21 protein-coding genes are annotated in these 22117 nt (G+C 32.5%); 12 read left to right on the plus strand and 9 right to left on the minus strand.

Annotated elements, in window-relative coordinates:
• Positions 1 to 92: 92 nt before the first annotated feature.
• Complete coding sequence (locus ACZIYX_RS01375; protein ID WP_462680395.1) at positions 93 to 845, minus strand: uroporphyrinogen-III synthase; 753 nt, start codon at positions 843 to 845, stop codon at positions 93 to 95.
• Positions 846 to 877: 32 nt separating this feature from the next.
• Positions 878 to 1531 (minus strand): DUF4271 domain-containing protein, encoded by a 654-nt coding sequence (locus ACZIYX_RS01380; protein ID WP_462680396.1) that lies wholly within the window; start codon positions 1529 to 1531, stop codon positions 878 to 880.
• A gap of 95 nt (positions 1532 to 1626) precedes the next feature.
• On the opposite strand from ACZIYX_RS01380, the gene ACZIYX_RS01385 reads away from it, so the two are divergent.
• From ACZIYX_RS01385 to ACZIYX_RS01395, 3 genes are read left to right on the plus strand one after another with little or no spacing between them, the layout of a single operon-like run.
• Positions 1627 to 2358, plus strand: coding sequence for a polyprenol monophosphomannose synthase (locus tag ACZIYX_RS01385; RefSeq protein ID WP_462680397.1), 732 nt, complete (start codon positions 1627 to 1629; stop codon positions 2356 to 2358).
• Between the two features lie 2 nt (positions 2359 to 2360).
• Entirely contained in the window at positions 2361 to 3701 is a 1341-nt protein-coding gene (locus tag ACZIYX_RS01390; protein ID WP_462680518.1) for a dihydroorotase, read from the plus strand.
• Positions 3698 to 4210 carry a DUF4296 domain-containing protein gene (locus ACZIYX_RS01395; protein ID WP_462680398.1) on the plus strand — a complete coding sequence of 171 codons (513 nt, stop codon included), beginning with the start codon at positions 3698 to 3700 and terminating at the stop codon, positions 4208 to 4210. The genes ACZIYX_RS01390 and ACZIYX_RS01395 overlap by 4 nt, the downstream gene beginning before the upstream one ends.
• Here ACZIYX_RS01395 and ACZIYX_RS01400 read toward each other — a convergent pair.
• The 3 genes from ACZIYX_RS01400 to ACZIYX_RS01410 form a co-directional block, all read right to left on the minus strand.
• Entirely contained in the window at positions 4173 to 5195 is a 1023-nt protein-coding gene (locus ACZIYX_RS01400; protein ID WP_462680399.1) for an NAD-dependent epimerase/dehydratase family protein, read from the minus strand. The genes ACZIYX_RS01395 and ACZIYX_RS01400 overlap by 38 nt on opposite strands.
• A 50-nt stretch (positions 5196 to 5245) precedes the next feature.
• Positions 5246 to 8509 (minus strand): tetratricopeptide repeat protein, encoded by a 3264-nt coding sequence (locus ACZIYX_RS01405; RefSeq protein ID WP_462680400.1) that lies wholly within the window; start codon positions 8507 to 8509, stop codon positions 5246 to 5248.
• A 128-nt stretch (positions 8510 to 8637) separates the two neighbouring features.
• Positions 8638 to 9561, minus strand: a complete 924-nt coding sequence (locus ACZIYX_RS01410; RefSeq protein WP_462680401.1) for a ketopantoate reductase family protein — start codon at positions 9559 to 9561, stop codon at positions 8638 to 8640.
• A gap of 348 nt (positions 9562 to 9909) precedes the next feature.
• Here ACZIYX_RS01410 and ACZIYX_RS01415 point away from each other — a divergent pair, with 348 nt between their 5' ends.
• On the plus strand, positions 9910 to 10788 hold the full coding sequence (locus ACZIYX_RS01415; protein ID WP_462680402.1) for a cell division protein FtsX: 879 nt from the start codon (positions 9910 to 9912) through the stop codon (positions 10786 to 10788).
• Positions 10789 to 10797: 9 nt separating this feature from the next.
• Positions 10798 to 11616, plus strand: a complete 819-nt coding sequence (gene lgt / locus ACZIYX_RS01420) for a prolipoprotein diacylglyceryl transferase (protein WP_462680403.1) — start codon at positions 10798 to 10800, stop codon at positions 11614 to 11616.
• 69 nt (positions 11617 to 11685) lie between these two features.
• On the opposite strand, the gene ACZIYX_RS01425 is transcribed toward lgt, so the two are convergent.
• Positions 11686 to 13953, minus strand: coding sequence for a CAP domain-containing protein (locus ACZIYX_RS01425; RefSeq protein ID WP_462680404.1), 2268 nt, complete (start codon positions 13951 to 13953; stop codon positions 11686 to 11688).
• Between the two features lie 357 nt (positions 13954 to 14310).
• On the opposite strand from ACZIYX_RS01425, the gene ACZIYX_RS01430 reads away from it, so the two are divergent.
• From ACZIYX_RS01430 to ACZIYX_RS01450, 5 genes are all read left to right on the plus strand, one after another.
• Positions 14311 to 14718 carry a hypothetical protein gene (locus tag ACZIYX_RS01430; RefSeq protein ID WP_462680405.1) on the plus strand — a complete coding sequence of 136 codons (408 nt, stop codon included), beginning with the start codon at positions 14311 to 14313 and terminating at the stop codon, positions 14716 to 14718.
• The gene (locus ACZIYX_RS01435) at positions 14699 to 14965 is read left to right on the plus strand and encodes a DUF3098 domain-containing protein (RefSeq protein WP_462680406.1); all 267 of its coding nucleotides are present in this window, start codon (positions 14699 to 14701) and stop codon (positions 14963 to 14965) included. The genes ACZIYX_RS01430 and ACZIYX_RS01435 overlap by 20 nt, the downstream gene beginning before the upstream one ends.
• Before the next feature lie 65 nt (positions 14966 to 15030).
• Positions 15031 to 15825, plus strand: a complete 795-nt coding sequence (locus tag ACZIYX_RS01440; RefSeq protein ID WP_462680407.1) for an undecaprenyl-diphosphate phosphatase — start codon at positions 15031 to 15033, stop codon at positions 15823 to 15825.
• 11 nt (positions 15826 to 15836) lie between these two features.
• The gene (gene truB / locus ACZIYX_RS01445; RefSeq protein WP_462680408.1) at positions 15837 to 16544 is read left to right on the plus strand and encodes a tRNA pseudouridine(55) synthase TruB; all 708 of its coding nucleotides are present in this window, start codon (positions 15837 to 15839) and stop codon (positions 16542 to 16544) included.
• A gap of 32 nt (positions 16545 to 16576) precedes the next feature.
• Positions 16577 to 17281 carry a hypothetical protein gene (locus tag ACZIYX_RS01450; RefSeq protein WP_462680409.1) on the plus strand — a complete coding sequence of 235 codons (705 nt, stop codon included), beginning with the start codon at positions 16577 to 16579 and terminating at the stop codon, positions 17279 to 17281.
• 49 nt (positions 17282 to 17330) lie between these two features.
• Here the strand turns inward: ACZIYX_RS01450 and ACZIYX_RS01455 are convergent, their stop codons facing one another.
• Positions 17331 to 17945 (minus strand): thioredoxin family protein, encoded by a 615-nt coding sequence (locus tag ACZIYX_RS01455; RefSeq protein ID WP_462680410.1) that lies wholly within the window; start codon positions 17943 to 17945, stop codon positions 17331 to 17333.
• 545 nt (positions 17946 to 18490) lie between these two features.
• On the opposite strand from ACZIYX_RS01455, the gene ACZIYX_RS01460 reads away from it, so the two are divergent.
• The gene (locus tag ACZIYX_RS01460) at positions 18491 to 19798 is read left to right on the plus strand and encodes a leucine-rich repeat protein (RefSeq protein ID WP_462680411.1); all 1308 of its coding nucleotides are present in this window, start codon (positions 18491 to 18493) and stop codon (positions 19796 to 19798) included.
• 42 nt (positions 19799 to 19840) lie between these two features.
• A complete protein-coding gene (locus ACZIYX_RS01465; RefSeq protein ID WP_462680412.1) occupies positions 19841 to 20461 on the plus strand; it encodes a DNA-3-methyladenine glycosylase I in 621 nt (206 codons plus the stop codon).
• Here ACZIYX_RS01465 and upp read toward each other — a convergent pair.
• Both upp and aat read right to left on the minus strand, forming a co-directional pair.
• Positions 20404 to 21057, minus strand: coding sequence for a uracil phosphoribosyltransferase (gene upp / locus ACZIYX_RS01470; RefSeq protein ID WP_462680413.1), 654 nt, complete (start codon positions 21055 to 21057; stop codon positions 20404 to 20406). The two genes, ACZIYX_RS01465 and upp, sit on opposite strands and share 58 nt — an antisense overlap.
• 134 nt (positions 21058 to 21191) lie before the next feature.
• Positions 21192 to 21830, minus strand: a complete 639-nt coding sequence (aat, locus tag ACZIYX_RS01475) for a leucyl/phenylalanyl-tRNA--protein transferase (protein WP_462680414.1) — start codon at positions 21828 to 21830, stop codon at positions 21192 to 21194.
• Positions 21831 to 22117: the final 287 nt, after the last annotated feature.

Genomic DNA, 22117 nt, shown 5'->3' on the forward strand with positions numbered 1-22117 from the left:
GTATCTAAAATACTTACCGCTTTTATTTAAGTTCGTGACTTTTTCAGTAGCCTCTGTTTTACAGATCCCTTTTTTAATATATATCTTTAATACTAAGAATGTTTTTTGTTTACTTCTTTAATATATTTTTGAAGCGCCATGGTCATAGATGGTGTTTCTGGGGTAGGAGCCTGGATATTAACAATTAAATTGTGTTCTTCGGCAGCTTGAACGGTAGAGTTTCCAAAAACAGCAATTCTGGTATTGTTTTGTTTAAAATCCGGAAAATTTTCAAATAAAGACTGTATTCCAGAAGGGCTAAAAAATACCAAAATGTCATAAAACACATCTCTTAACTCAGACAAATCACTTACCACTGTTTTGTAAAACACAGCTTGTTTCCATTCTACTTTTAACTCATTTAGAGTTTCAGGGATTTCAGGTTTTAGCTTGTCTGAAGATGGTAATAAGAATTTTTCTGTTTTATACTTTTTGATCAAAGGAGACAATTCTTGAAAAGTACGTTTTCCTACGTATATTTTTCTCTTTCGATACACTACATATTTTTGTAAATAATATGCTACAGCTTCACTTTGACAAAAGTATTTAAGGGTATCAGGTACTTTAAAACGCATCTCGTCTGCTATTCTAAAAAAATGGTCAACAGAGTTACGGCTAGTAAGAATAATAGCAGTATAGTGGGACAAATCCACTTTTTGTAACCTCACCTCTTTGGCATCAACGCCCTCTACATGAATGAAGGGGATAAAGTCGATTTTTACTTTTTCCTTTTCTTCTAAATCAAAATAAGGGGAGTTTTCCACTTTAGGCTCTGGCTGTGAAACTAAAATTGTTTTCACTTTCATATATTCTTTCTTTTTTGCAAAGGTCCTACGAATTAACTTATAAGCTTATATAGTACAAAATAAGGTGCAATTTCAAGTGCGCAAAGATACAAAATAAAATAAAATATATGGTTTAAAATGATATTTTGATTCTTTCGGTAAAAAGAAAATAGCATTATTATATTTATACTAATCAAAGAAACTAACAATACCACAAATGTAATTTTAGATCCTTGTAACCCATATATAAACAAAATATTAACAGGCAATAATAAAACACCCAGATAGTTGCGATAAGAAACTTTATAAAAGAGATAGAGGTCAATTATGGGGTCTATAGAAAAAATAGTTGCTATAATTTTTTCTACAAGTAACTTACAAACAACAATTACAGTATATAAAATAACAATTTTAACGTACAAAGTAATTTCACTGGCAGCAACTTGCCACTTAAATACCTTAAAACATAAATAAATAAACACAGATACCGAAATTATCTGAAACAATAGCAAAATCACATTGAACAAAGAAGATAATTTGTTAACTTTTTGAGAAGATAAAATATACTTATTATTGGTCAATAGCATCATAAAATCAGAAAACCTAACAGCATTTACAGTCTTTGCCGTAGCCAACAAAAAAAGCCCTGCCACAATTAATATAGTAAGCCAATTAGTAGATGATATTTCTCTTAAAATAAATTCCATAGTATGTGATGGGTTAAAATTACAATCAATTAACTAATAAAAACAAAAAAATAACTAGTAATTATTTAGTTATATTTGCCTGAAAAATAGCCTTGATGGTGGATGCTTTAGTTATAATCCCTACCTATAACGAAATTGAAAATGTAGAGCGTATTATTAAAAATGTGTTCTCGCTTCAACGTGATTTCCATATTCTTATTGTAGATGATAACTCTCCGGATGCTACCGCAGGTTTGGTAAAAAAAATACAATTAGAATATCCGGAAAGCCTTTTTTTAATAGAACGAGAAGGAAAATTAGGTTTGGGCACAGCCTATATTACTGGTTTTGAATGGGCGTTAGAACGCTCCTACGAGTATATTTTTGAGATGGATGCAGATTTTTCTCATAACCCAAACGATTTGATTCGATTGTATAATGCTTGTGCAAAAGGTTCTTCGCAAGTAGCAATAGGATCCAGATACGTGACTGGGGTAAATGTAGTAAACTGGCCAATGAGCAGAGTTTTACTGTCCTGGGGGGCATCTAAATATGTTAGTTGGATAACAGGAATGGATATTCATGACACAACTGCAGGATTTATCTGTTATAAAAGAGAGGTTCTGGAAAAGATAAACCTTAAAAAAATACAATTTGTAGGATATGCTTTTCAGATAGAAATGAAATTTAAGGCATACTTATTGAATTTTAAAATAAAAGAAATACCGGTAATTTTTACCGATAGAACTCAAGGAACTTCAAAAATGAGCAAAGGCATTATATCTGAAGCCGTTTTTGGGGTTATTAAAATGAAATTTAGAAGTTTATTTAAACATTACGAGATATGATTATGGATAGGGTGCTTATTAAAAATGCTAATATTGTTAACGAAGGAAAAATTTTTAATGGAGATGTATATATAGAAAATGGTGTTTTTAAAGAAATAGCAGCACAAATAAGCGCAAAATCATCAGAGGTACACATTTTTGATGCAGAAGGAAAATATTTATTACCCGGGGTAATAGACGACCAGGTGCATTTTAGAGAGCCTGGATTAACCCATAAAGCAACGATAGAAACAGAATCCAGAGCAGCTATAGCAGGGGGAATAACATCTTTTATAGAAATGCCCAATACAGTACCACAGGCAACCACCATAGAAAAATTAGAAGAAAAGTTCGAAATAGCAGCAAAAACAAGTTATGCAAACTATTCCTTTATGTTTGGGGGAACTAATGATAATCTCGAAGAAATTCTTAAAGTAGATCCTAAAAAAGTAGCAGCTCTTAAATTGTTTTTAGGATCTTCTACAGGGGATATGCTGGTAGATAACCCCGAAGTTTTAGAAAAGATTTTTTCTTCCACAAACTTGCTCATAGCAGTACATTGTGAAGATGAGTCTACCATTAAAAACAATACTGCAAAATATATTGAAAAATATGGAGAGGATATTCCTATAGTATTTCATCCGGTTATCAGAAGTGAAGAAGCGTGTTATTTGTCCTCATCAAAGGCTATAGAATTAGCTAAAAAAACAGGAGCAAGACTGCATGTTTTTCATTTATCTACCGCAAAAGAATTAAAATTATTTACAAATAAAATTCCACTAAAAGAAAAAAAGATAACCTCAGAAGTTTGTATACACCACTTATGGTTTTCAGACGAGGATTATGCAGAAAAAGGAACATTAATAAAATGGAATCCCGCGGTAAAAACAAAAAAAGATAAAGAAGCATTGTTTAAAGCTTTGCTGGACGATAAAATAGATGTAATTGCAACCGATCATGCCCCGCATACAATAGAAGAAAAAAACAATGTATATACCAAAGCACCATCCGGAGGACCTTTGGTACAGCATGCGCTTCCTGTAATGTTAGAGTTTTATCACCGGGATAAAATATCTTTAGAAAAAATTGTAGAAAAAATGTGTCATAACCCTGCCATACTATTTCAGATAGAAAAAAGAGGGTTTATAAAAGAAGGGTATTATGCAGATGCCGTGTTAGTAGATTTGAATGCGCCATGGGCAGTTAATAAAGATAATATAGCATATAAATGCGGATGGTCTCCTTTTGAAGGTACTACCTTCAGATCCCGAATTACACATACCTTTGTAAATGGTAGTTTGGTATATAAGAATTTTAAGTTCTATGATGTGCGAAGTGCACAACGATTAACTTTTGACAGATGATTAAAAAAATAAAATATTTTGTAGTCTTTTTCACGCTTTTTGCTTGCCAGAGTATAGAAAAAGCCCCTCCTCCAAAAATATTGATAGGAGAAGATCGTATGGTCGAAATATTGACCGATATCGCTTTTGTAAAAGCAGCAAAAAGTTCGTATCGATATACTTTTGAAGAGAAAAATATAAATCCCGAAAGTTTTATTCTGGATAAATATAAGATGGATAGTATCGTTTTTGCAGAAAACAATGCTTGGTACTCTGACCAGATCGAAAAATATAAAATTATAATTACCCGGGTAAAAGAAAATCTGGACAAGGAAAAAATAAAGTACGAAAAAATAAAAAAAGAAGAGGATTCTATTCAAAAAATCCAGGATTCGATAAAAAAAGCAAACGATACCTTGAAAGGAAAAAAAGAAAAAATTACTCCGGAATTAGAAAGATGGAATGAAGGAAATGTAAAAGAAAATTTAAAAATTATCGAGGAGCAGCCTGTTCGTTCAGAAAATAAGTAGCGGTTTCTTGTATACTTTTTTCTATAGGATAAAAAGTATATGCTATTTCTTTCTTTATTTTATCATTTTCATAATGCGTAGTCGAAAATGCGCTTCGTATCGAAGATTTGAATATAGATCTATCTGTTTTAAAAAGGATATGGCTAATGCTTTGTGCATAATAGGCTATTTTCATTAAAAAAGGAGAAGCTTCCTTCTTGGGAGGAGTTTTGTGCAAAGCTTCAGCTATTTTGGTAAAAACACTTTTGTAACTTAAGTTTTCGCCGACCAAAATATAACGTTGACTAGTGTGATTACTGTTCATAAGTTGATGCAGGACAGCAATAACATCTTGTATAGCTACAAATCCGGTAGTTCCAGTAGTATAATAGGACATCCCCGCATAGATTTTTTTAAACAAATATCCACTTCCTGTATTAAAAAAACCCGGACCAATAATAATTCCCGGATTTACGATTATTGCGTTCAGACCTTCTTGCACTCCTCTCCAGACTTCCATTTCTGCACCATATTTAGTAATTGCATATACAGAGTTAGGAGTTTCCGGGTTCCATTCTGCTTTTTCGTTAACAGGAGCATTAGAAAGGCTTTCTCCTAAAGTTGCAATCGAACTAACATAGCAAAGTTTTTCCACTCCTTTGATTAAACAAAGATTTACAATGTTTGCAGTACCTTCAATATTTACTTTTCTTAATTTTTTGTAATGAGAAGGATTAAAACTAATTTTTGCAGCACAATGGTATACATGGGTCACCCCTTCAAAAGCTTCGGTTAGCTTAGGGATATCATTAAGATCTCCTTGCACCCAGTCTATCGTATCAAAAAGATGTTTTTTTTCTTCCAAAAAATAAGAAGAAAACACCTTTCTGGCATACTCCTTTTTGGTATCGGTTCTATACAACGCACGTACGGTGTCGTTTTGTTGCATAAGCTTCACCAGTAAATGTGTTCCCACCAATCCCGTTGCTCCGGTAACTAAAATCATACTATATATTCAACGATACTAAAGTAAACAATTAATAGATGTTTTATAAATTAATTCTTGTTTCTTATTTTCCTTCGATACCAAAGCAAACCTACTAATAATACTAGTGTTAGGGCTCCTATAATCCAATATAGTAATGTATTGCTCTCGAAAGGAATCGGAGCAGAATCTCCTACCAAATAAAACGCTCCCCAGTAAAACGGGTCGGTTCTGTTGATATTTGCAGTGGTTAGGTATTGCAATTTGGCTTGTTGCAGAGCTTTTGCTTTGTTCATCCCTGCTTTTAGGTTGGTATAAAAATATTTCATTACCTTGGGGGTAGTTTGATCCGATACCTCCCAGCTGGTTAACAGTAAACTTTTGGTTCCTGCATATTGAAAAGCAGTACCCAAACTCATAATCCCTTCTCCTTTGGCTATTTTACCCGATCCGGTATTACAGGCACTTAGAACCGTAAGTTCTGCCGGGATATCCAATGCAAATAATTCGTGACTGTACAGCAAATTATCCTCTAGTGTGTCTTTACTTTTGGTAAAATACAGTTTAGAGTTTTCTGGCCTCTCGTTATCTACATCCCCATGTAGTGCCAGATGTAAAATGTTATACTTTCCTGCGTTCTTTTTAAAATTAGATTCTATTGCCCGGGATCCATAATAGTATTCTCCATCTATAATATTGGATATGGCTTTTATTTCTTTTCGCGTACCAGGAAGATCATCCCCGGTATCTCTTAATGCTGCAAGGCGCATGGTATTTGCTTGTGCGATGTTGGTACTATCTGAAAAAGAAAATGCCAGACACTCCTGTAGTGTTTTAGATTTGGCAACATCTTTAAAAGGGGTAAACAATAAGGTAGCAGAATTGGCATAGGAGATGGCATAGTCTTTTAATAAATAGGATAACAGTGCGGGATTGTTAGAATCGTCTTTTTTGCTTATCAATACCTCAAAATTAAGGTGCCATAAAGGACCATCGGGTATAATAATCAGTTCCTCGCCAACCAACTTATCTTGTATGGGTGCAATAAGTTTGGTATATAATGCATACGCTTGTTTTTTATGTTTTTGTATATCTTTAGCGATAATACTATTACGAAACTCTTCGATCTGTTCGGTTAGTTTTGGTGTGGATAGTTGTTGTACAGAGATATCATTTTTAGAAACGGTAAAAGCATAGGTAACACTATCTCCTGTAAAAAAGGACACAACAGTAGTCTTATCGTCTAGCTTTTGTTGTATATCGGTAATAGAAACAATATCATTACGATACTTAAGCTGGTAGTATTTTGGGTAATTTTTTTCTAAGATTTCGGTTAAGGAATCCTGGCGTCTGTCGGTTATAAACAATTCATTTTCAAAATCACGAATTTTTGAAGTATCTACCTCTTTATTAGACAGCTCCTCTGTGATTTTGGATTGATAAAAAGAACGATTAATTCTTAGTTCTTTTTCTAAAGCCACCATATTTGCAGGTAACCCGGAATAGTTTTTTGCACCAGCATCGTTAAGTAATTCTTTTAAGGTATTGGCCTTGCTTTTCTCTGCATAATAAAATGCTTGTTCTAGCGATTGTGAGTCTTTTTGTAGTAAAACGGTTTCTATAGCTTCCTGATAGATTTCTTTTGCTTGTTTGGCAAAGGCAACTTTATCTTGATAGTTCGTAAAAGACTGGCGGATAGTCTGGATTAAGGTGTCTATATTCTTATAAATAGCAAGACTTTTCTTTAGATCTAATATATTGTTATCTTGCAAATATCTTAGGCGTAATGTTTTTGCTTTTCCATATAAACTTTCCAACAAAAAATCATAATGATAATAACCCTCTGGATCAAAAGGACTTTTGTTGATTGCTATATTTGTATTTTTGGTATTACATAATAAGGCTTTATCAAAATAACTTATTGCTTTTGTATATTCTTGTTGTTTGTCATAGGCACGTGCAATATAATTATACAGTTCTGAAGCAAGGATATGATTTTCTCCATAGATATCCTGTATAACGGTTAATGATTTGTTATAATATAACAAAGTTTCATTAAATGTTCCCATTTCAAGATATACGTCTGCGATATTTTTATAATTCTTTGCGATATGAATATTATTCTCGTCAAAAATATTTTTACGTATATCTAATGCTTTTTTTAGATACTTTAGTGCTAACCCATATTCCTTTTGCCTAGTGTATAAATTTCCGATATTGATTAATATTCTAGAAACTTTAAAATGATTATCTTCTAATCCACCTTTTAAATTCTGCAATGCCTTATTATAATAGAGTAATGCTTTTTCAAACTGCTCTAGATCAGTATAAATATTACCCAGATTATTATACATGTCTCCAGTTTTATAATCGTATTCCCCAAATTTTTCAATTATCATTTTCAAACTTCTCTTTACATAATCTATAGCTTTGTCATATTCCCCCATGTTTTTTAAAGAAACACCGATGTTATTATATGCTTTAATTATACCATCTATATCATTTTTTTCAATGCTAATTTTTAAAGCTTTTTTATAATAACTTAAAGCGGTATCAAATTGTTTAAGATTATTGTAAGCTACACCTATATTAATATAAGCAGCAATATTATCAAGATGGTTTTCTCCAAATTTTTTAATCCTTATCATTAAGCTTTTGTTGTAATACTCTATCGCTTTATTAAAATAACCAAGATCATCATAGATAACACCAATATTGTTATATGAGATTCCAATATCATGATGATCAGGACCTAATGACTTTAATCGAATAGTTAGTGCTTTTTCAAAATACTGTATTGCAGTTTTGTGCTCAGACTTATAATAATAAATAATTCCAAAATTTGTGTTAGATACTGCAAAATCTATATGATTTTTAGGTAAAATTTTATCCCGTATGGTAATTGCTTTTTTAAAATACAATAAAGCTTCCTCATAATTTTGGGATAATCTATGATAGTGTCCTATATTATCGTAGGTTAATGCTCTTTCTTTATGATTTTCTGATAAATAAGTTTCACAAATATCCAGTGCTCTTTTAGAAGACTCTAAAGATTCTTTTAGTTTGTAACTACGGATCTGATTTTCTGATATTTTATTATAACATCTGGATACTCGCTCCCATACAGTAGCTTTTTGAAATATAGGTATCGCTTTTTTAAATAATTGGATAGAATTATTATAATCTCCTGTCGTCAACAAAGAATCCGCCTTTTTAAAATATTGTGATGCTAATATGGTATCTTTTTCTACTTGTGCGTATGTAGCAGATGAGAACGACAGACAGAAAGAGAAACAGGCTATAAAAGACAGAGAAAATAAAGAGGCTTTTTTCATAAGGGATAAAACTATATATCTAGTAGTTAATAACAAAGAAAGTAAAAATGTTACCGCATACAGAGTAGATATCTGTAAAATTTTAATCCGATTATATCGATAACAAAATAATACTTATTACCCATCTTCTATTTTCGCGCTTTCTCTTCCATAGGTAACAAACAGCTATAAATAAATATATTTACCGGGGTTGCAACCCCTAATTTCTTACCTTCTTTTACGATATACCCATTAAAATTATCTAATTCTGAAGGTCTGCCTGCCATGATATCCCGTTGTGTAGAGGCCGTAGAGGTATAGGATTGTGCGCCTATAAATAACATAATACGCTGCACCATATCTTTTGGAAACGAAATCCCTTTGGCAATGCCTACTTTGTAAATTTCGGTTGCTGTCTGCTCTAAAATACGATGGGTTTCTTTATTTTCATACATCTCTCCTATAGTCGCCCTTGTTAATGCTCCTAAGCCACTTACGGTAGCGATAAACATAAATTTACCCCAGATATCTACTTCTATATCTTTAGAAACTGTATTCTTAAAGCCTGCTTTATCAAATATTTGCTTTATTGTCGTAAGGCGTTCGGTTATACTCTTATCTAATTCTCCAAAAACAATTTCAGGAGTATGCCCAAAGTGCGAAATAATTCCCGGGGCTTCTATCTTACTATAAATCTTACACAATCCCCCTACTACATGTTTTGCATCTAGTGCAGAGCAAACTTTTTCTGCATTATCTGCTCCATTTTGTAAAGGGATAACAATAGTGCTTTCTTTTAAAATAGGCACAATTGATTTTGCTGCTTCGGCAACTTGCCAGGATTTTGTACAAATTAGCACTACATCTGCCTTTTCCACTGTATCGATAGTATCTGTTACCATAAAAGGATGTGTTATAAAATCCCCATCAACACTCTTAATTTGCAAACCTTTTTTACGAATAGCTTCCAAATGTTTCCCTCTGGCCACCAAAGTTACTTTTTGTCCCGAATCAGAGATTTTTCCTCCAAAATATCCCCCAACTCCACCAACTCCTATAATTACTATGTGCATTTTATATAGATATTTAAACTATTGCTTTTTTTTTAGATGTCAGACAACTTAGAATATTTCACCCTATATTGTCGTTATGCATACTGAAACCAAAGTTAGTCAAAATTAAAGCATCAAATATTTGCAAGACACCCTTTACAGCTAAGTTTTCAATCAACAACAGCCAGCAGAGCAAACTCACGAGGTATGCTTCCTGAAAAATATATTTTGCTTTTGGGACAAGCTGAGAAATAAACCCCATAAATACGGGATTAAAATAATTTGGCTAACTTATTTTAAAACACAAAAGTGTTTTGAAACAAGAGTCTCACTAAACTTTATTATTTTTACACACAAATCTGTTTATTTATGAGTTCCTCTTTTGAAAAGTATCAAAAACGACGACTAATATCTTCTTATTTTTCGGTGGTTATTAGTATATCCTTGGTATTATTTTTATTGGGCTTGTTGGGCTTGTTGGTTTTAAACACCAAAAAAGTAGCAGATCACTTTAAAGAAAAAATAGCACTTACTATTTATTTAAAAGATACTGCCAAAGATGTCGAGATCAAACAACTCGAAAAAACCCTTGCACTGGCAGAATACACTAAATCCACAACTTTTATTTCTAAAGACGAAGCTGCCGAAGAGCATAGTAAAGATATTGGAGAAAACTTTATGGATTTTCTTGGGTATAATCCCCTTCAAAATTCGATTGATGTACATCTTAAAGCAGATTATGTAGATCAAACTAAGATTGAAGAGATAAATGCTGCTATTTTAAAAAAGAATTTTGTTGACGAAGTGATTTATGATAAGCCTCTAATTTCATTGTTAAATGATAATATAAAGCGTTTAAGCTTTTGGGTATTGCTTATTAGTGGTATTTTTACTTTTATAGCAGTATTGCTTATTAACAGCTCTATTCGTTTATCTGTATATTCCAAACGGTTTATTATTAAAACTATGCAAATGGTTGGTGCTACAAAAAAATTTATTCGCAGGCCTTTTATATGGAAAAGCGTTAAATTAGGTATGATTGGTGCTATTTTGGCTTTAATCGGAGTTGGGATAGTACTGTATTATCTTAATAAAACTTTTCCTGAACTTGCATTATTAAACGATAAAATATTACTTATCATTTTGTTTGCTGGTATTTTTGGCATTGGGGTTCTTATTACATGGGTCAGTACCTTTTTTGCCACACAACGGTTCTTAAATCTAAGGACAGACGAACTATATTATTAATATATCTTTATGGGAGTTATAGAATGGAACCCGGATCCGGAAATTATAAAACTCTTTGGGGTCTTTCCTCTCAAATATTATGGGCTTTTATTTATTTTGGGCATTATAATAGCCTATAAGGTTGCTAAACATATTTATACTATAGAAGGCGTTTCTGTAGAAAAACTCGAAAAACTATCCGGCTATCTTTTAATTGGCATATTAGCGGGTATGCGATTAGGACATTGTCTTTTTTATGATTTTGACTATTACTCACAGCATATCTTAGAAATTTTTCTCCCATTTCAGATCACTAATGGCGAATGGCATTTTACCGGATTTGCCGGCTTAGCCAGTCATGGCGGTAGTCTGGGAGCTATACTTGCTATATTATTATACTGCAAAAAATATAAAACACCTGTGTTTTGGGTATTGGATCGCATTGCTATTGTAACCCCTATTGTTGGGGCATTTATTAGGTTCGGAAATTTTATGAATTCTGAAATTTATGGGAAACCTACTGGTGGAAATTATGGCGTTGTATTTTTATTGGACGATACTATCCCCAGGCATCCAACACAATTATATGAAGCTTTTTCGTACTTGCTTATTTTTGGTCTGTTATGGTATCTGTACAAAAAAACTGATGCGGTGCAAAAACAGGGATTTTTATTAGGAATATTATTAGCTGTATTGTTTACTGCACGACTAATAATCGAATTTTTTAAAGAAAATCAAGTCGCGTTTGAAGATAGTATGACTTTAAACATGGGACAATTGCTAAGTATTCCGTTTATACTTGCAGGAGTACTTTTAATCATTTTTGGCAAAAAAATGCTGTCCAAATAAATCAAGCCCTTAAAATAAGGGCTTGACACATCATAATAAATGTTATCCTAAAACATTCTTTTTCTAAACTTATCTTTTTACTAATCGTTTAGTGATGGATTTTCCATCCATAATAAAATGAACCAAATACATTCCTGATGACAAGCCATTTATTTCTATAGTATCATCGGTTATTTTTCCTTGATCCAGTACCTTACCTGTCATATTATACACTTTATAGACCGTATTAATGTCATGACCCACAATATGAATTTGATTTTGATCTCCTGACAATAAAGTAGGGAACATATCAAGTTTTTGCTCTGCTGATTTATTTACTGACATAGAATCCTCAAACAAGAAAGAAGAATTTAATGGCCTTGCAAATACCTGAACCCAAAGATTAGCTACTCTGGCCATTCCTACCTCTGTATAATTAGCATTTAATATATTTCTTTTATGCCCAGGACTATTCATCCAGGTATCATGTACTTGTTGAACAGTGCGCTGTCCATTTGCTATGTTTTCTGCTACTCCACTCCAGGAGTACCCTTGATTTTCAACTCTATTACTCACACTTGACCCATTAGAACCTGTATGCGAAAAAAAGTTGTTATCATTCATATCATTGGCATGAAACTCTGCCGCTGCAACTAGTTTGGCATTCATTTTTAGTGGTTGTTTACCATCTGCTGCTCTGGCTTGATTTACTAGTTTTAGAAGATCCAACATTTCTTTAGAGAATCCTCCATCGGTTTCTTTTAAAGTAGTTATGCTTATTTTATTAGAAAACCCGGATAAATCTCCCTGAACATTTTTTGCTCTTACCGAAAGATTATATACTGTTTCAGGTGTTAACCCATCCAGGGTAACGGTTTTACTTCCTTTTACACTTTTTACAACTTCGGTATTATTATATATGTCAAAGGTGGTAAGATTTGTAACCTCTCCTTTTACTTCCCAGGACAGAGATACAGAGTTACTGGTTATATCAGATCCTACCAAATTTAATGGAGTTGGCGGAGGCAAAGCTTTACCTATAGTAAACGATTTGGATTCTGAAGATTTGAATGATCCCCCAGAAACAAGTGCTGTTCCATTTAATGAAATAGCATACGAACCTTCTCCATAAGAACAACAAAGCCCGTCACCATACGAGTCATTAATAGTGAATGTATATACTCCATCTTCTAAACATACCTTTTCTGAAACATTTGGGGCAGAGTTTTGATAATCACTTCCTGATGCTACAATCTGTGCATTTTCTCTCTCTATTTTCCAGCTGATATCTGACGCATATCTATCAAAAACAACAGCAACTACAACTTCTGTACAATTTGGAGCAACATTGGTTGTAAAATTACTTTTATTACTCATTTCTGAAGCATTTCCTGCTTTGTCATAAGCTGTAACATAAATTTCGTAAGCAGTCTCCGGGGTTAGATTTTTTAAAGTAGTCGTCGCTTCTTTAATATCCATATTTTCTACTCCATTTACATATACTTTATACCCCGTTACCCCTATATTATCTGTAGAAGTATCCCACTTTATTTTTACATTTTCATGACTTATGTCTGTAACAGTAAGATTAGCAGGTACAGATGGAGAAACTAAGTCTTCTGACTCAACAGTATCATATTTCCAGGTAGCACAAGGATCAAAAACATTGTATACTATAATAGTGGCATAATCCCAACGTGAAGAAAAAGGTCCTTTATAATTTTTAATATCTACTTTTCCTATTCCGATAAGCCCTTCTTCATTTGAGACTCCTCCATTATCTTTAAAATCTGAACGCAGACAAGCGTGACGATGTCCCCAATCTACACCCTTATCTTGATATAACCATCCATAAATTGCCTCGGCAATAGATATCTTAGAAAAACCTGTCCCACTTGCTCCAGCATATAGATTTTCTACCGCTTGAGATCCATCATTACAGGCTGCTATAGTAGGGTTTGTATCAAGCCTTTTCCAGGGATCTTTCCCATCTTCTAAATGCCCAAAAACATCATTTTCACCTAAATATTTTGCATAATTACTAGCGATGTCCGAAGCTTCTTTAGAAATACCAGAGAATTTTGTGACTCCCCGGGCTACACGTTCTTCGTTTAATATCCAAAGTGCTTTTTCATCATCAGACATAGTATCCCATTTTGAGGATAACGGTAATGAGATAGGTGGTAGCGATATCCCGAGTTGAAGGCTTTCTTGTTTTCTGGCATTATCAAATGCCTTTTGCACATCTTCTAAAGTATCATACCCCGAATTCCAAGGGATATCTGATGTTGGACTATCGGGATACTGAGCATGGACTAATGATGCCCATATAAATACAAACAAAATGATTTTTTTCATGGTTTTAGAGTTTTTGTGTTATGTTATTATTTTTTTTTGTGTATGGTTAACAGTGTACAACTTAAAAGACCATGTCCTATTGCTTATATAATTGTTAAAAATCATTTAATCTTTCTTAAAAAAAACATAGTTTTGGATTCTAAAAAAAAAATGTCTCATTATAATCTGTTTTTATTCATAATAGTTAATAAAGAGTAAGATCTGTTATTAAAAAAACAGTGTTTATATTAAACAGTATACAAACTGGTGTCCAGAAAATCAAAAACCAAGAAACAAACGTACAGGTTGCTTTCAAAAATATATCTTGATTTTGAGACCAATCTGTAGCGGGATTAAAAACATAATAATATTTCTGTAATGGGTAAAATTGGAAAAATATGGTTCTTTAGTGCTTTAGTTCTCTTTATAATATTTATATGGGCAAGTATTCAAACATTTAGACCAGTACGTAATGTACAACCAGAAGATGTCATGAAAATTGAAGGAATAGTTACAGACCTTAAAGAAGGCCCTGGTCTGGATATTGTAATTACCTTGCAAAACGATGACCATTACTATTATATTAACAGGGGATTACAACACTCTTTATCTTTAGAAAAATTACAAGCGACCATTTTACACAAAAAAGTTACTTTGTATGGTATAAAAAGATGGACTATATTTACCCGTGATAAAAATATGGGACATATTTCTAAATTAATGATCGATGAAGATGTACTTTATAATGAAATAAATAACGACACACATGAAAAAACAATCAAATAAAAACACCCCTCACCAACCTGATTTTGTTTTTAAAAAGAAAAACTATATCGTTATGGCTATTGGGATTGCTGTAATTGCCCTTGGTTTTATCCTTATGGCAGGCGGAGGCAGTGATGATCCTAATGTTTTTAACCCTGAAATTTATAGTTTCAGAAGAATAAGACTGGCACCAACTATTGTTTTAATTGGTTTTGGTATCGAGGTATACGCTATTCTTCTTAATCCCAGTAAGAAGAAAAAACAATAATTCAACATTTTATTTTACGGTAGTTATATATTTGCATCCAACTTTAAGAAAACACATATTTCTTTATGGAAACTATTGATGCAATAATTTTAGGGATAATACAAGGGCTTACAGAATTTTTACCGGTTTCCTCCAGTGGTCACCTGGAGCTTGGCAAAGCTATTTTAGGAGACAAAAGTGTACCCGAAGAGTCCTTGCTTTTTACCGTAGTCTTACATTTTGCAACAGCACTTAGCACTATTGTCGTTTTTAGAAAAGATATCTTTGAGATTATAATGGGGCTATTAAAATTTAAAAAAAACGAAGAAACCTTTTTTTCTTTAAAGATTATTATTTCTATGATCCCTGCTGTTTTGGTAGGCTTATTTTTTGAAGAGCAGCTAGAAAAGCTTTTTGGGGGCAATGTACTATTTGTAGGTTTTATGCTGCTTATTACTGCTGCATTATTATGGTTTGCAGACAAAGCTAAAAGTACCCGAAAACCAGTAAGTACTTCTAATGCCTTTGTAATAGGTATTGCACAGGCAATTGCCATGCTTCCGGGAATTTCGCGAAGTGGCGCTACAATCTCTACTTCGGTTTTACTAGGCAACGATAAAACAAAAGCTGCTCGTTTTTCATTTTTAATGGTAATTCCTTTAATTTTTGGAAAAATAGCTAAAGATATTCTTAGCGGAGATCTTACTTTTTCTTCAGATAACAATACCTCTATTATACTTGGATTTGCAGCTGCCTTTATTTCCGGGCTTTTTGCCTGTACCTGGATGATTTCCCTGGTTAAAAAGAGCAAGTTAACGTATTTTGCCGTATATTGTGTCGTTGTTGGTATAATTGCCATCAGTTTTGGTTTTATTAAATAGCCCCATCTATAATGCTAACCGAACAAGATTATAAAGACGGTCAAGTTCTTTTGATCAATAAACCTTTACAATGGACATCTTTCCAGGTTGTAAACAAACTACGTTGGTTAATCCGAAAGAATTTTAATATCAAAAAGATAAAAGTCGGTCATGCAGGAACACTGGATCCTCTTGCTACCGGATTATTAGTTATTTGTACAGGAAAATTTACAAAACGTATAGAGGAGTTTCAAGGGCAGACCAAAGAGTATACCGGCACTTTAAAATTAGGAGAAACCACACCTTCTTATGATTTAGAAACCGAAGTGGATCAAACTTTTTCTATAGCTCATATCTCTGAAGAAATGATACAAAATGCAACCGATCATTTTATTGGAGAAATAGAACAATACCCTCCTGTTTTTTCGGCATTAAAAAAAGATGGTAAACGATTATACGAATATGCAAGAGAAGGGGAAGCTGTAGAGATTGCCTCAAGAAAAATAACTATTAAAGAATTTGAAATTACTAAAATCAAACTGCCAGAGGTTGGTTTTAGGGTGGTATGTGGCAAAGGCACTTACATAAGATCTCTGGCGCACGATTTTGGAAAAATGTTGGATAGCGGGGCGCATCTAACTGTTTTAGAAAGAACCAAAATAGGTTCTTTTTTATTAGAAAATGCAACTACAGTTGCTGTCTTTGAAGAGCAGTTACAATCAAAAATTGAAACTACATAAAATAATGTAGAACAAAATTAGTTATAGTATCTATGGAATTTATAGAAAAACATAAAGCCCTGATTATCACATCTATGTTGATGTGTATTGTTGTTTTAAGTTTGTATAACATCAATATGATTAGTAAACGAGCAGAACAGTCTGAAATCTTAATGGAAATTCCTGAAGAATTTCTTTTGGAAGAAGAACAACAACAGCCAGAAGAAGAGCTTATTGCTCAAGAAGACCGGCAGATAAACAACAACCAAAGAACACACTCTGCGTACAACGAAGACTTTGAAGATCATGAAGAGGTTGAAGAACGTATTAAATCTTTAACCGAAGCGGAAGAAGCTGCCGCCGAAGAAAATGAAGAATCAAAAATTGCCGAAGGGGAAGTACCTATCGATGAGGAAGAAGAAAAAAAGGAGAATGATAAAAAAGAAGATTCTAAACCCGAAGATAAAACAACCAATAACAGAAACAGTTCTCTTACGTACAGCTTAAAAGATCGGCAATCTATAGATTTACCAAACCCTGTATACACCTGTAATGGTAGTGGCAAAGTAGTTGTTAAAATCGAAGTCAATAAAAATGGGTATGTTGTAGATACCAAAGTAGATAAAAAAAATTCTTCTACCCGCAACGAATGTCTTTTTGATAATGCAATGGATTATGCCAGACAAGCCTTGTTTTCTAAATCTGATCTAGAAAAACAAGAAGGATCTATTACCTATTATTTTAATTACGGGTATTAATTATAGTATAGAATCCATCTATATTTTTTTACATCTCTTAACGTAATTTTTATAGTAATTTTAATAAGTCTTCTGCAATAGTTGCACCTTTATCTTTATTATACCAAAGCTGTAAATCTTCTTTAAATTGAGGATCTAAACCACCGTGTTTTTCTTTATAATCATTTACCATTTGAGTAGCTACAGATGGTCTTGGACCCCAAGAGTTTACTACTTCTTGTTTTTTATTATCATATATAATCAGTTTTGGAATCGATTTACCACCATTGGTTAAAAAATTATTCATTAGCTCCTCATTATCATCTCTTAGAACAATTTTTAAATCAATCCCCTTATTTAACCCGGCAAGTTTATTTAAAACCGGTAATACATGCGCTGCATCCCCGCACCAACCTTCAGATAATACCACCCAGGTTATATCCAGATCTGCATTAGAAAAGACATTGCTTACCGATTCGTTAATCTTTAACGTTTTATCCCACCTTTTCATTCTGCGATCATTAAGCATACTATAATTTGCTAATGCCTCAGATTGTTCATGTCCTGTAGATTTACCATCGGCCAGCAAACTGCTTACCAGATCTTTATACCCTTGATAGGTGTATGACTTTTTAATACCTTCTTCGATATATGCAGATACGCTTTTAAGTGTTGTATTTTTCATTTAACAAGACGCTTTTTATTTTTTAATTAGATCGTTTAAAATTAGAAAACTTACAATAATGCATTTCATTTTAAAAAAATAAATAGTATTACTAGATTTTTATATAATTCATTTTTTCCTAAGTCCAGCATATTTTTGTTTCCCTCAAAGCAATTCCATTTTAACTTTGAAATCATGCGTATAGAGACTGAATCTATTTTTTTAAGTATCCCGTCAGACTTGATTTGGCATCCAGTATATTACAGGGTAAAACTTTTTAAAATATACCCCAGAAAACAGGTAATCCATTTTCACTAGTTACAGCGACATTTTCTACCCTTTATTTTCAAACCTTTGCAATTAATATTATCTTAAAAAATATTGTTTTTTACCCAGAGATAAAAAATTAAAATCATAACTTTACGAGAAAGGCTTTCCGAAAGAAGCTGTTCTTCACACACTATACACCAGTTTAAGCACATATTTATAAAATGAGGCGTAACAATTAAACGAACACTAATCTAACTAATTATTAAAAATTTCTATCTAACCATTAATAAAACCGGATGAAAAGAACCATTACTATTTCTCTTCTGCTTATATGTTCTTTTTGTGCAATAGGACAAAAAAACAAAATATATTCTTCTTTATATGAAGCTTTTAAAAATAAAGAACAGGTTTATAAATTAAACTTAAGCTATAACAAGCTAACAGAATTTTCTGATTCTATTACACAATTACCACATTTACAATACCTTAATCTTGAAGGCAATAAAATAAATGTAATTCCACCATCTATAGGTTCTCTTAAAAATTTACGAACCCTTAACCTAAAAAAGAACGCAATTACCAAATTAACAGATCAAATATGTAATCTAAAATATATAGAAGTACTGTTATTGTCTGAAAATCAAATTCAAAAATTACCCGATTCTATTGGAAATCTAAAAAATCTGGGGTGGTTATTTTTAAGAAATAATAAAATAGAAATACTTCCTGAATCTTTTGCAGGATTATCCAATCTTAAAAAACTAGACTTAAGTGATAATCAAATTCATGAATTACCTGCTAATTTTGGAAATTTTGATAAATTAAAAGAATTGCTATTGCAAAACAACAAATTATCCAATCTGCCTACAAGCATTAGAGGGCTAAAAAGCATAGAGGCGTTAAACCTTTCTGATAACGAGATTGAAAAACTGCCAGACAATTTTGGCAATTTAAAAAATCTGGAATGGTTAATTTGCAAAAACAACAAAATAGAGCATATTCCGGAGTCTTTGGGTACTATTACCAAATTAAAACTTTTGTATTTTAACTCTAATAAGATTGATAAGTTGCCAAAAACACTAGGAAATCTTATTAACTTAATAGATCTTAATATATCCGGAAATTCATTTTCAAAAGCTGAAAAGAACAAAAGCAAACAACTATTACCTAATTGTAAGATAAGTTTTAAAAACACTTACTATTCTATACAAAAGGCTATTGCATATAAAAAAAATGTAGATGTCCTGCATCTATCCGATAATAACCTTACAGAACTACCAGAACACATCGAAGAGTTTAAAAATTTGCAAGAGTTATATCTAATAAACAACCAACTTAAAAACTTACCCAAATCTATAGAAAAGCTAAAAAAACTGGAAGCTCTTTCTTTATCCTACAATAAAATCACCGAATTACCGGATTTTATTAATAAGCTAAAAAATCTACAACAACTGGATCTCGATAATAATCAACTTACTTATTTACCCGAATCTATAGGGGATTTAAAAAAATTAAAAAGCATTCATTTATCTGGCAATCATTTTGCAAAAGACGAAAAAGAAAGAATCCAAAAACTACTTCCTAATTGCATTATATCTTTTTAAAATAAAATGTATTTTAGAGGCTTAGCGTATAAAACATAACGTATGCAAAAACATAAATGCGGGTGGTGTATTGGGGATTCTTTATATGAATCTTATCACGATACCGAATGGGGAGTGCCATTACATGACGATCAACTATTATTTGAGTTTTTAGTTCTGGAAACTTTTCAGGCTGGATTAAGTTGGATTACCATTTTACGAAAACGAGAAAATTTTAGAATGGCTTTTGATAATTTTGATTATAAAATCATTGCTAATTATAACGAGGCTAAAAGAGAGGAATTATTACAAAATGCAGGGATTATTCGTAACAAATTAAAGGTAAATTCGGCAATTGTAAATGCTCAAAAATTTATAGAGATACAAAAAGAATTTGGCAGTTTTGACACCTATATCTGGAGTTTTGTAAATAATACTCCTATTAAAAATAGCCGGAATAATCATAAGGATTGCCCTGCAACTACTGAAATTTCTGATAAAATTAGTAAAGACCTAAAAAAACGAGGTTTTAAATTTGTAGGGTCTACCGTTATGTATGCATTTATGCAAGCTACAGGCATGGTTAACGATCATATTGTGAGTTGTTTTAGGTATGGTGAGGAATGCTACAACTTAACCCCAAAAGCTAAATCTCCTGCATCACCTAAACCCGGAATTATATAACTTTTGCTATTTAGTTTTTCGTCTACTGCTGCAATCCACAAATGTGTATTATCAGGGAACATATTTTTAACATACTCTATGCCTTGTTGCGATCCTATTACCGAAACAATATGTATTTGTTTAGGCACTCCATGACCTTTCATGGCTTTAAAAGTGTCTACCAAAGTTTTACCAGTTGCCAACATAGGATCTGCCAATATCAAAGTCTTATCTGTTAAAGAAGGAGAGGCCAGATATTTTATGATAATTTCAAATTCGTCTTTATCCTCTTTGTGCTCCCGAAACGCCGAAATAAATGCATTTTCGGCACTATCAAAATAATTTAAAAGCCCTTGGTGCAACGGCAGCCCTGCCCTAAGCACAGAACATAGCACTAATCGTTTGTCTGGAACAGAAATTTCTTTTGTTCCTAGCGGGGTTTGCACTTTTTTAATTTCATGATTTAGGGTTTTACTAAGTTCGTAACTTAAGATCTCCCCTATTCGTTCAATATTTTTACGAAACCGCATGCTATCTTTTTGTATAGTAACGTCTCTAAGTTCTAGGATAAATTGATTTAAAATGGAGTTTTCTACTCCTAAATTATGAATCACCATAAGTATTATGATTTAAAATGAATAACATAATCTGTAAATATACCCACAAGTTTTACTTCCAGAAATATATTTTGGCGTGGCAAACCTTTAAAAATCAAACTTTTCAATAAAGGTTTACTTGTTTTTTTAGCACATCATTCCAAGTATTTCACAAACGCTGCTCTGGTTATTTCTCTGGCACCCAGACTTGCCAAATGGCTTGTATACACCTGGCAGTCAATAAGTTTTATCTTTTTTCCTTCTAACCATTGCACTAAAGTAATAAATCCATATTTAGAGGCATTACTAACTTTAGAAAACATGCTCTCTCCACAAAAAACTCCTTTTTCTTTTAGCCATATTCCATATAAACCACCTACCAATTCTTTACCTTGCCACACCTCTACAGAAACAATATACCCCATTTTATAGAGTTTTTTGTATGCGTTTTGCATATCTGCTGTTATCCATGTACCATCCTGTCCTGTACGATTTATAGTAGCACAATTATTAATCACCCTTTCAAAATCTTCATTAAATGTAACTTTAAATTGATTTTTGCGGATAAGCTGTCGCATAGTTTTACTTACCTTAAGTTCTGATGGAAAAAGTACCATCCTGGGATCCGGGCTAAACCACAAAATAGGTTGCTGCTCGCTGTACCAAGGAAAAATGCCACTATTATATGCTTTTAACAATCTATCTACAGAAAGATCACCACCAATAGCCAGTAATCCATCACTATCTGCATAAGTAACGGGCGGAAATCGTATTATATCTGTAAGTATGTACAAAACCTGTTTTTAAACGTTTATACAACGTTAAATATCAATCAGTTGTTTGAATTAACCAAAAAAATCGCAATCTTTGTTAGGACCTTTTAAGATAAATTTTGTTCATCATTGCTTTTTTGAGTTATATTAGAAGGTTCACCTAAAACCACAATAATGAAAAGTCCGATAGAATATATCGGACTTTTTTATTTTTAATCTAAAACTTCTTAGCAATACGCTTCAAGGAAATTAACAACCCCAAAGCAAGCTCACGAGCTATGTTTTCGAAAATATATTTTGTTTTCGAG

The sequence above is a fragment of the Aquimarina sp. genome (assembly GCF_977115655.1).

Bases quoted from the DNA above. Each gene is read 5' to 3' on its own strand.
- ACZIYX_RS01375 (WP_462680395.1), bottom strand. From the start codon at position 845: ATGAAAGTGAAAACAATTTTAGTTTCACAGCCAGAGCCTAAAGTGGAA.
- ACZIYX_RS01380 (WP_462680396.1), bottom strand. From the start codon at position 1,531: ATGGAATTTATTTTAAGAGAAATATCATCTACTAATTGGCTTACTATA.
- ACZIYX_RS01385 (WP_462680397.1), top strand. From the start codon at position 1,627: ATGGTGGATGCTTTAGTTATAATCCCTACCTATAACGAAATTGAAAAT.
- ACZIYX_RS01390 (WP_462680518.1), top strand. From the start codon at position 2,361: ATGGATAGGGTGCTTATTAAAAATGCTAATATTGTTAACGAAGGAAAA.
- ACZIYX_RS01395 (WP_462680398.1), top strand. From the start codon at position 3,698: ATGATTAAAAAAATAAAATATTTTGTAGTCTTTTTCACGCTTTTTGCT.
- ACZIYX_RS01400 (WP_462680399.1), bottom strand. From the start codon at position 5,195: ATGATTTTAGTTACCGGAGCAACGGGATTGGTGGGAACACATTTACTG.
- ACZIYX_RS01405 (WP_462680400.1), bottom strand. From the start codon at position 8,509: ATGAAAAAAGCCTCTTTATTTTCTCTGTCTTTTATAGCCTGTTTCTCT.
- ACZIYX_RS01410 (WP_462680401.1), bottom strand. From the start codon at position 9,561: ATGCACATAGTAATTATAGGAGTTGGTGGAGTTGGGGGATATTTTGGA.
- ACZIYX_RS01415 (WP_462680402.1), top strand. From the start codon at position 9,910: ATGAGTTCCTCTTTTGAAAAGTATCAAAAACGACGACTAATATCTTCT.
- lgt (WP_462680403.1), top strand. From the start codon at position 10,798: ATGGGAGTTATAGAATGGAACCCGGATCCGGAAATTATAAAACTCTTT.
- ACZIYX_RS01425 (WP_462680404.1), bottom strand. From the start codon at position 13,953: ATGAAAAAAATCATTTTGTTTGTATTTATATGGGCATCATTAGTCCAT.
- ACZIYX_RS01430 (WP_462680405.1), top strand. From the start codon at position 14,311: ATGGGTAAAATTGGAAAAATATGGTTCTTTAGTGCTTTAGTTCTCTTT.
- ACZIYX_RS01435 (WP_462680406.1), top strand. From the start codon at position 14,699: ATGAAAAAACAATCAAATAAAAACACCCCTCACCAACCTGATTTTGTT.
- ACZIYX_RS01440 (WP_462680407.1), top strand. From the start codon at position 15,031: ATGGAAACTATTGATGCAATAATTTTAGGGATAATACAAGGGCTTACA.
- truB (WP_462680408.1), top strand. From the start codon at position 15,837: ATGCTAACCGAACAAGATTATAAAGACGGTCAAGTTCTTTTGATCAAT.
- ACZIYX_RS01450 (WP_462680409.1), top strand. From the start codon at position 16,577: ATGGAATTTATAGAAAAACATAAAGCCCTGATTATCACATCTATGTTG.
- ACZIYX_RS01455 (WP_462680410.1), bottom strand. From the start codon at position 17,945: ATGAAAAATACAACACTTAAAAGCGTATCTGCATATATCGAAGAAGGT.
- ACZIYX_RS01460 (WP_462680411.1), top strand. From the start codon at position 18,491: ATGAAAAGAACCATTACTATTTCTCTTCTGCTTATATGTTCTTTTTGT.
- ACZIYX_RS01465 (WP_462680412.1), top strand. From the start codon at position 19,841: ATGCAAAAACATAAATGCGGGTGGTGTATTGGGGATTCTTTATATGAA.
- upp (WP_462680413.1), bottom strand. From the start codon at position 21,057: ATGGTGATTCATAATTTAGGAGTAGAAAACTCCATTTTAAATCAATTT.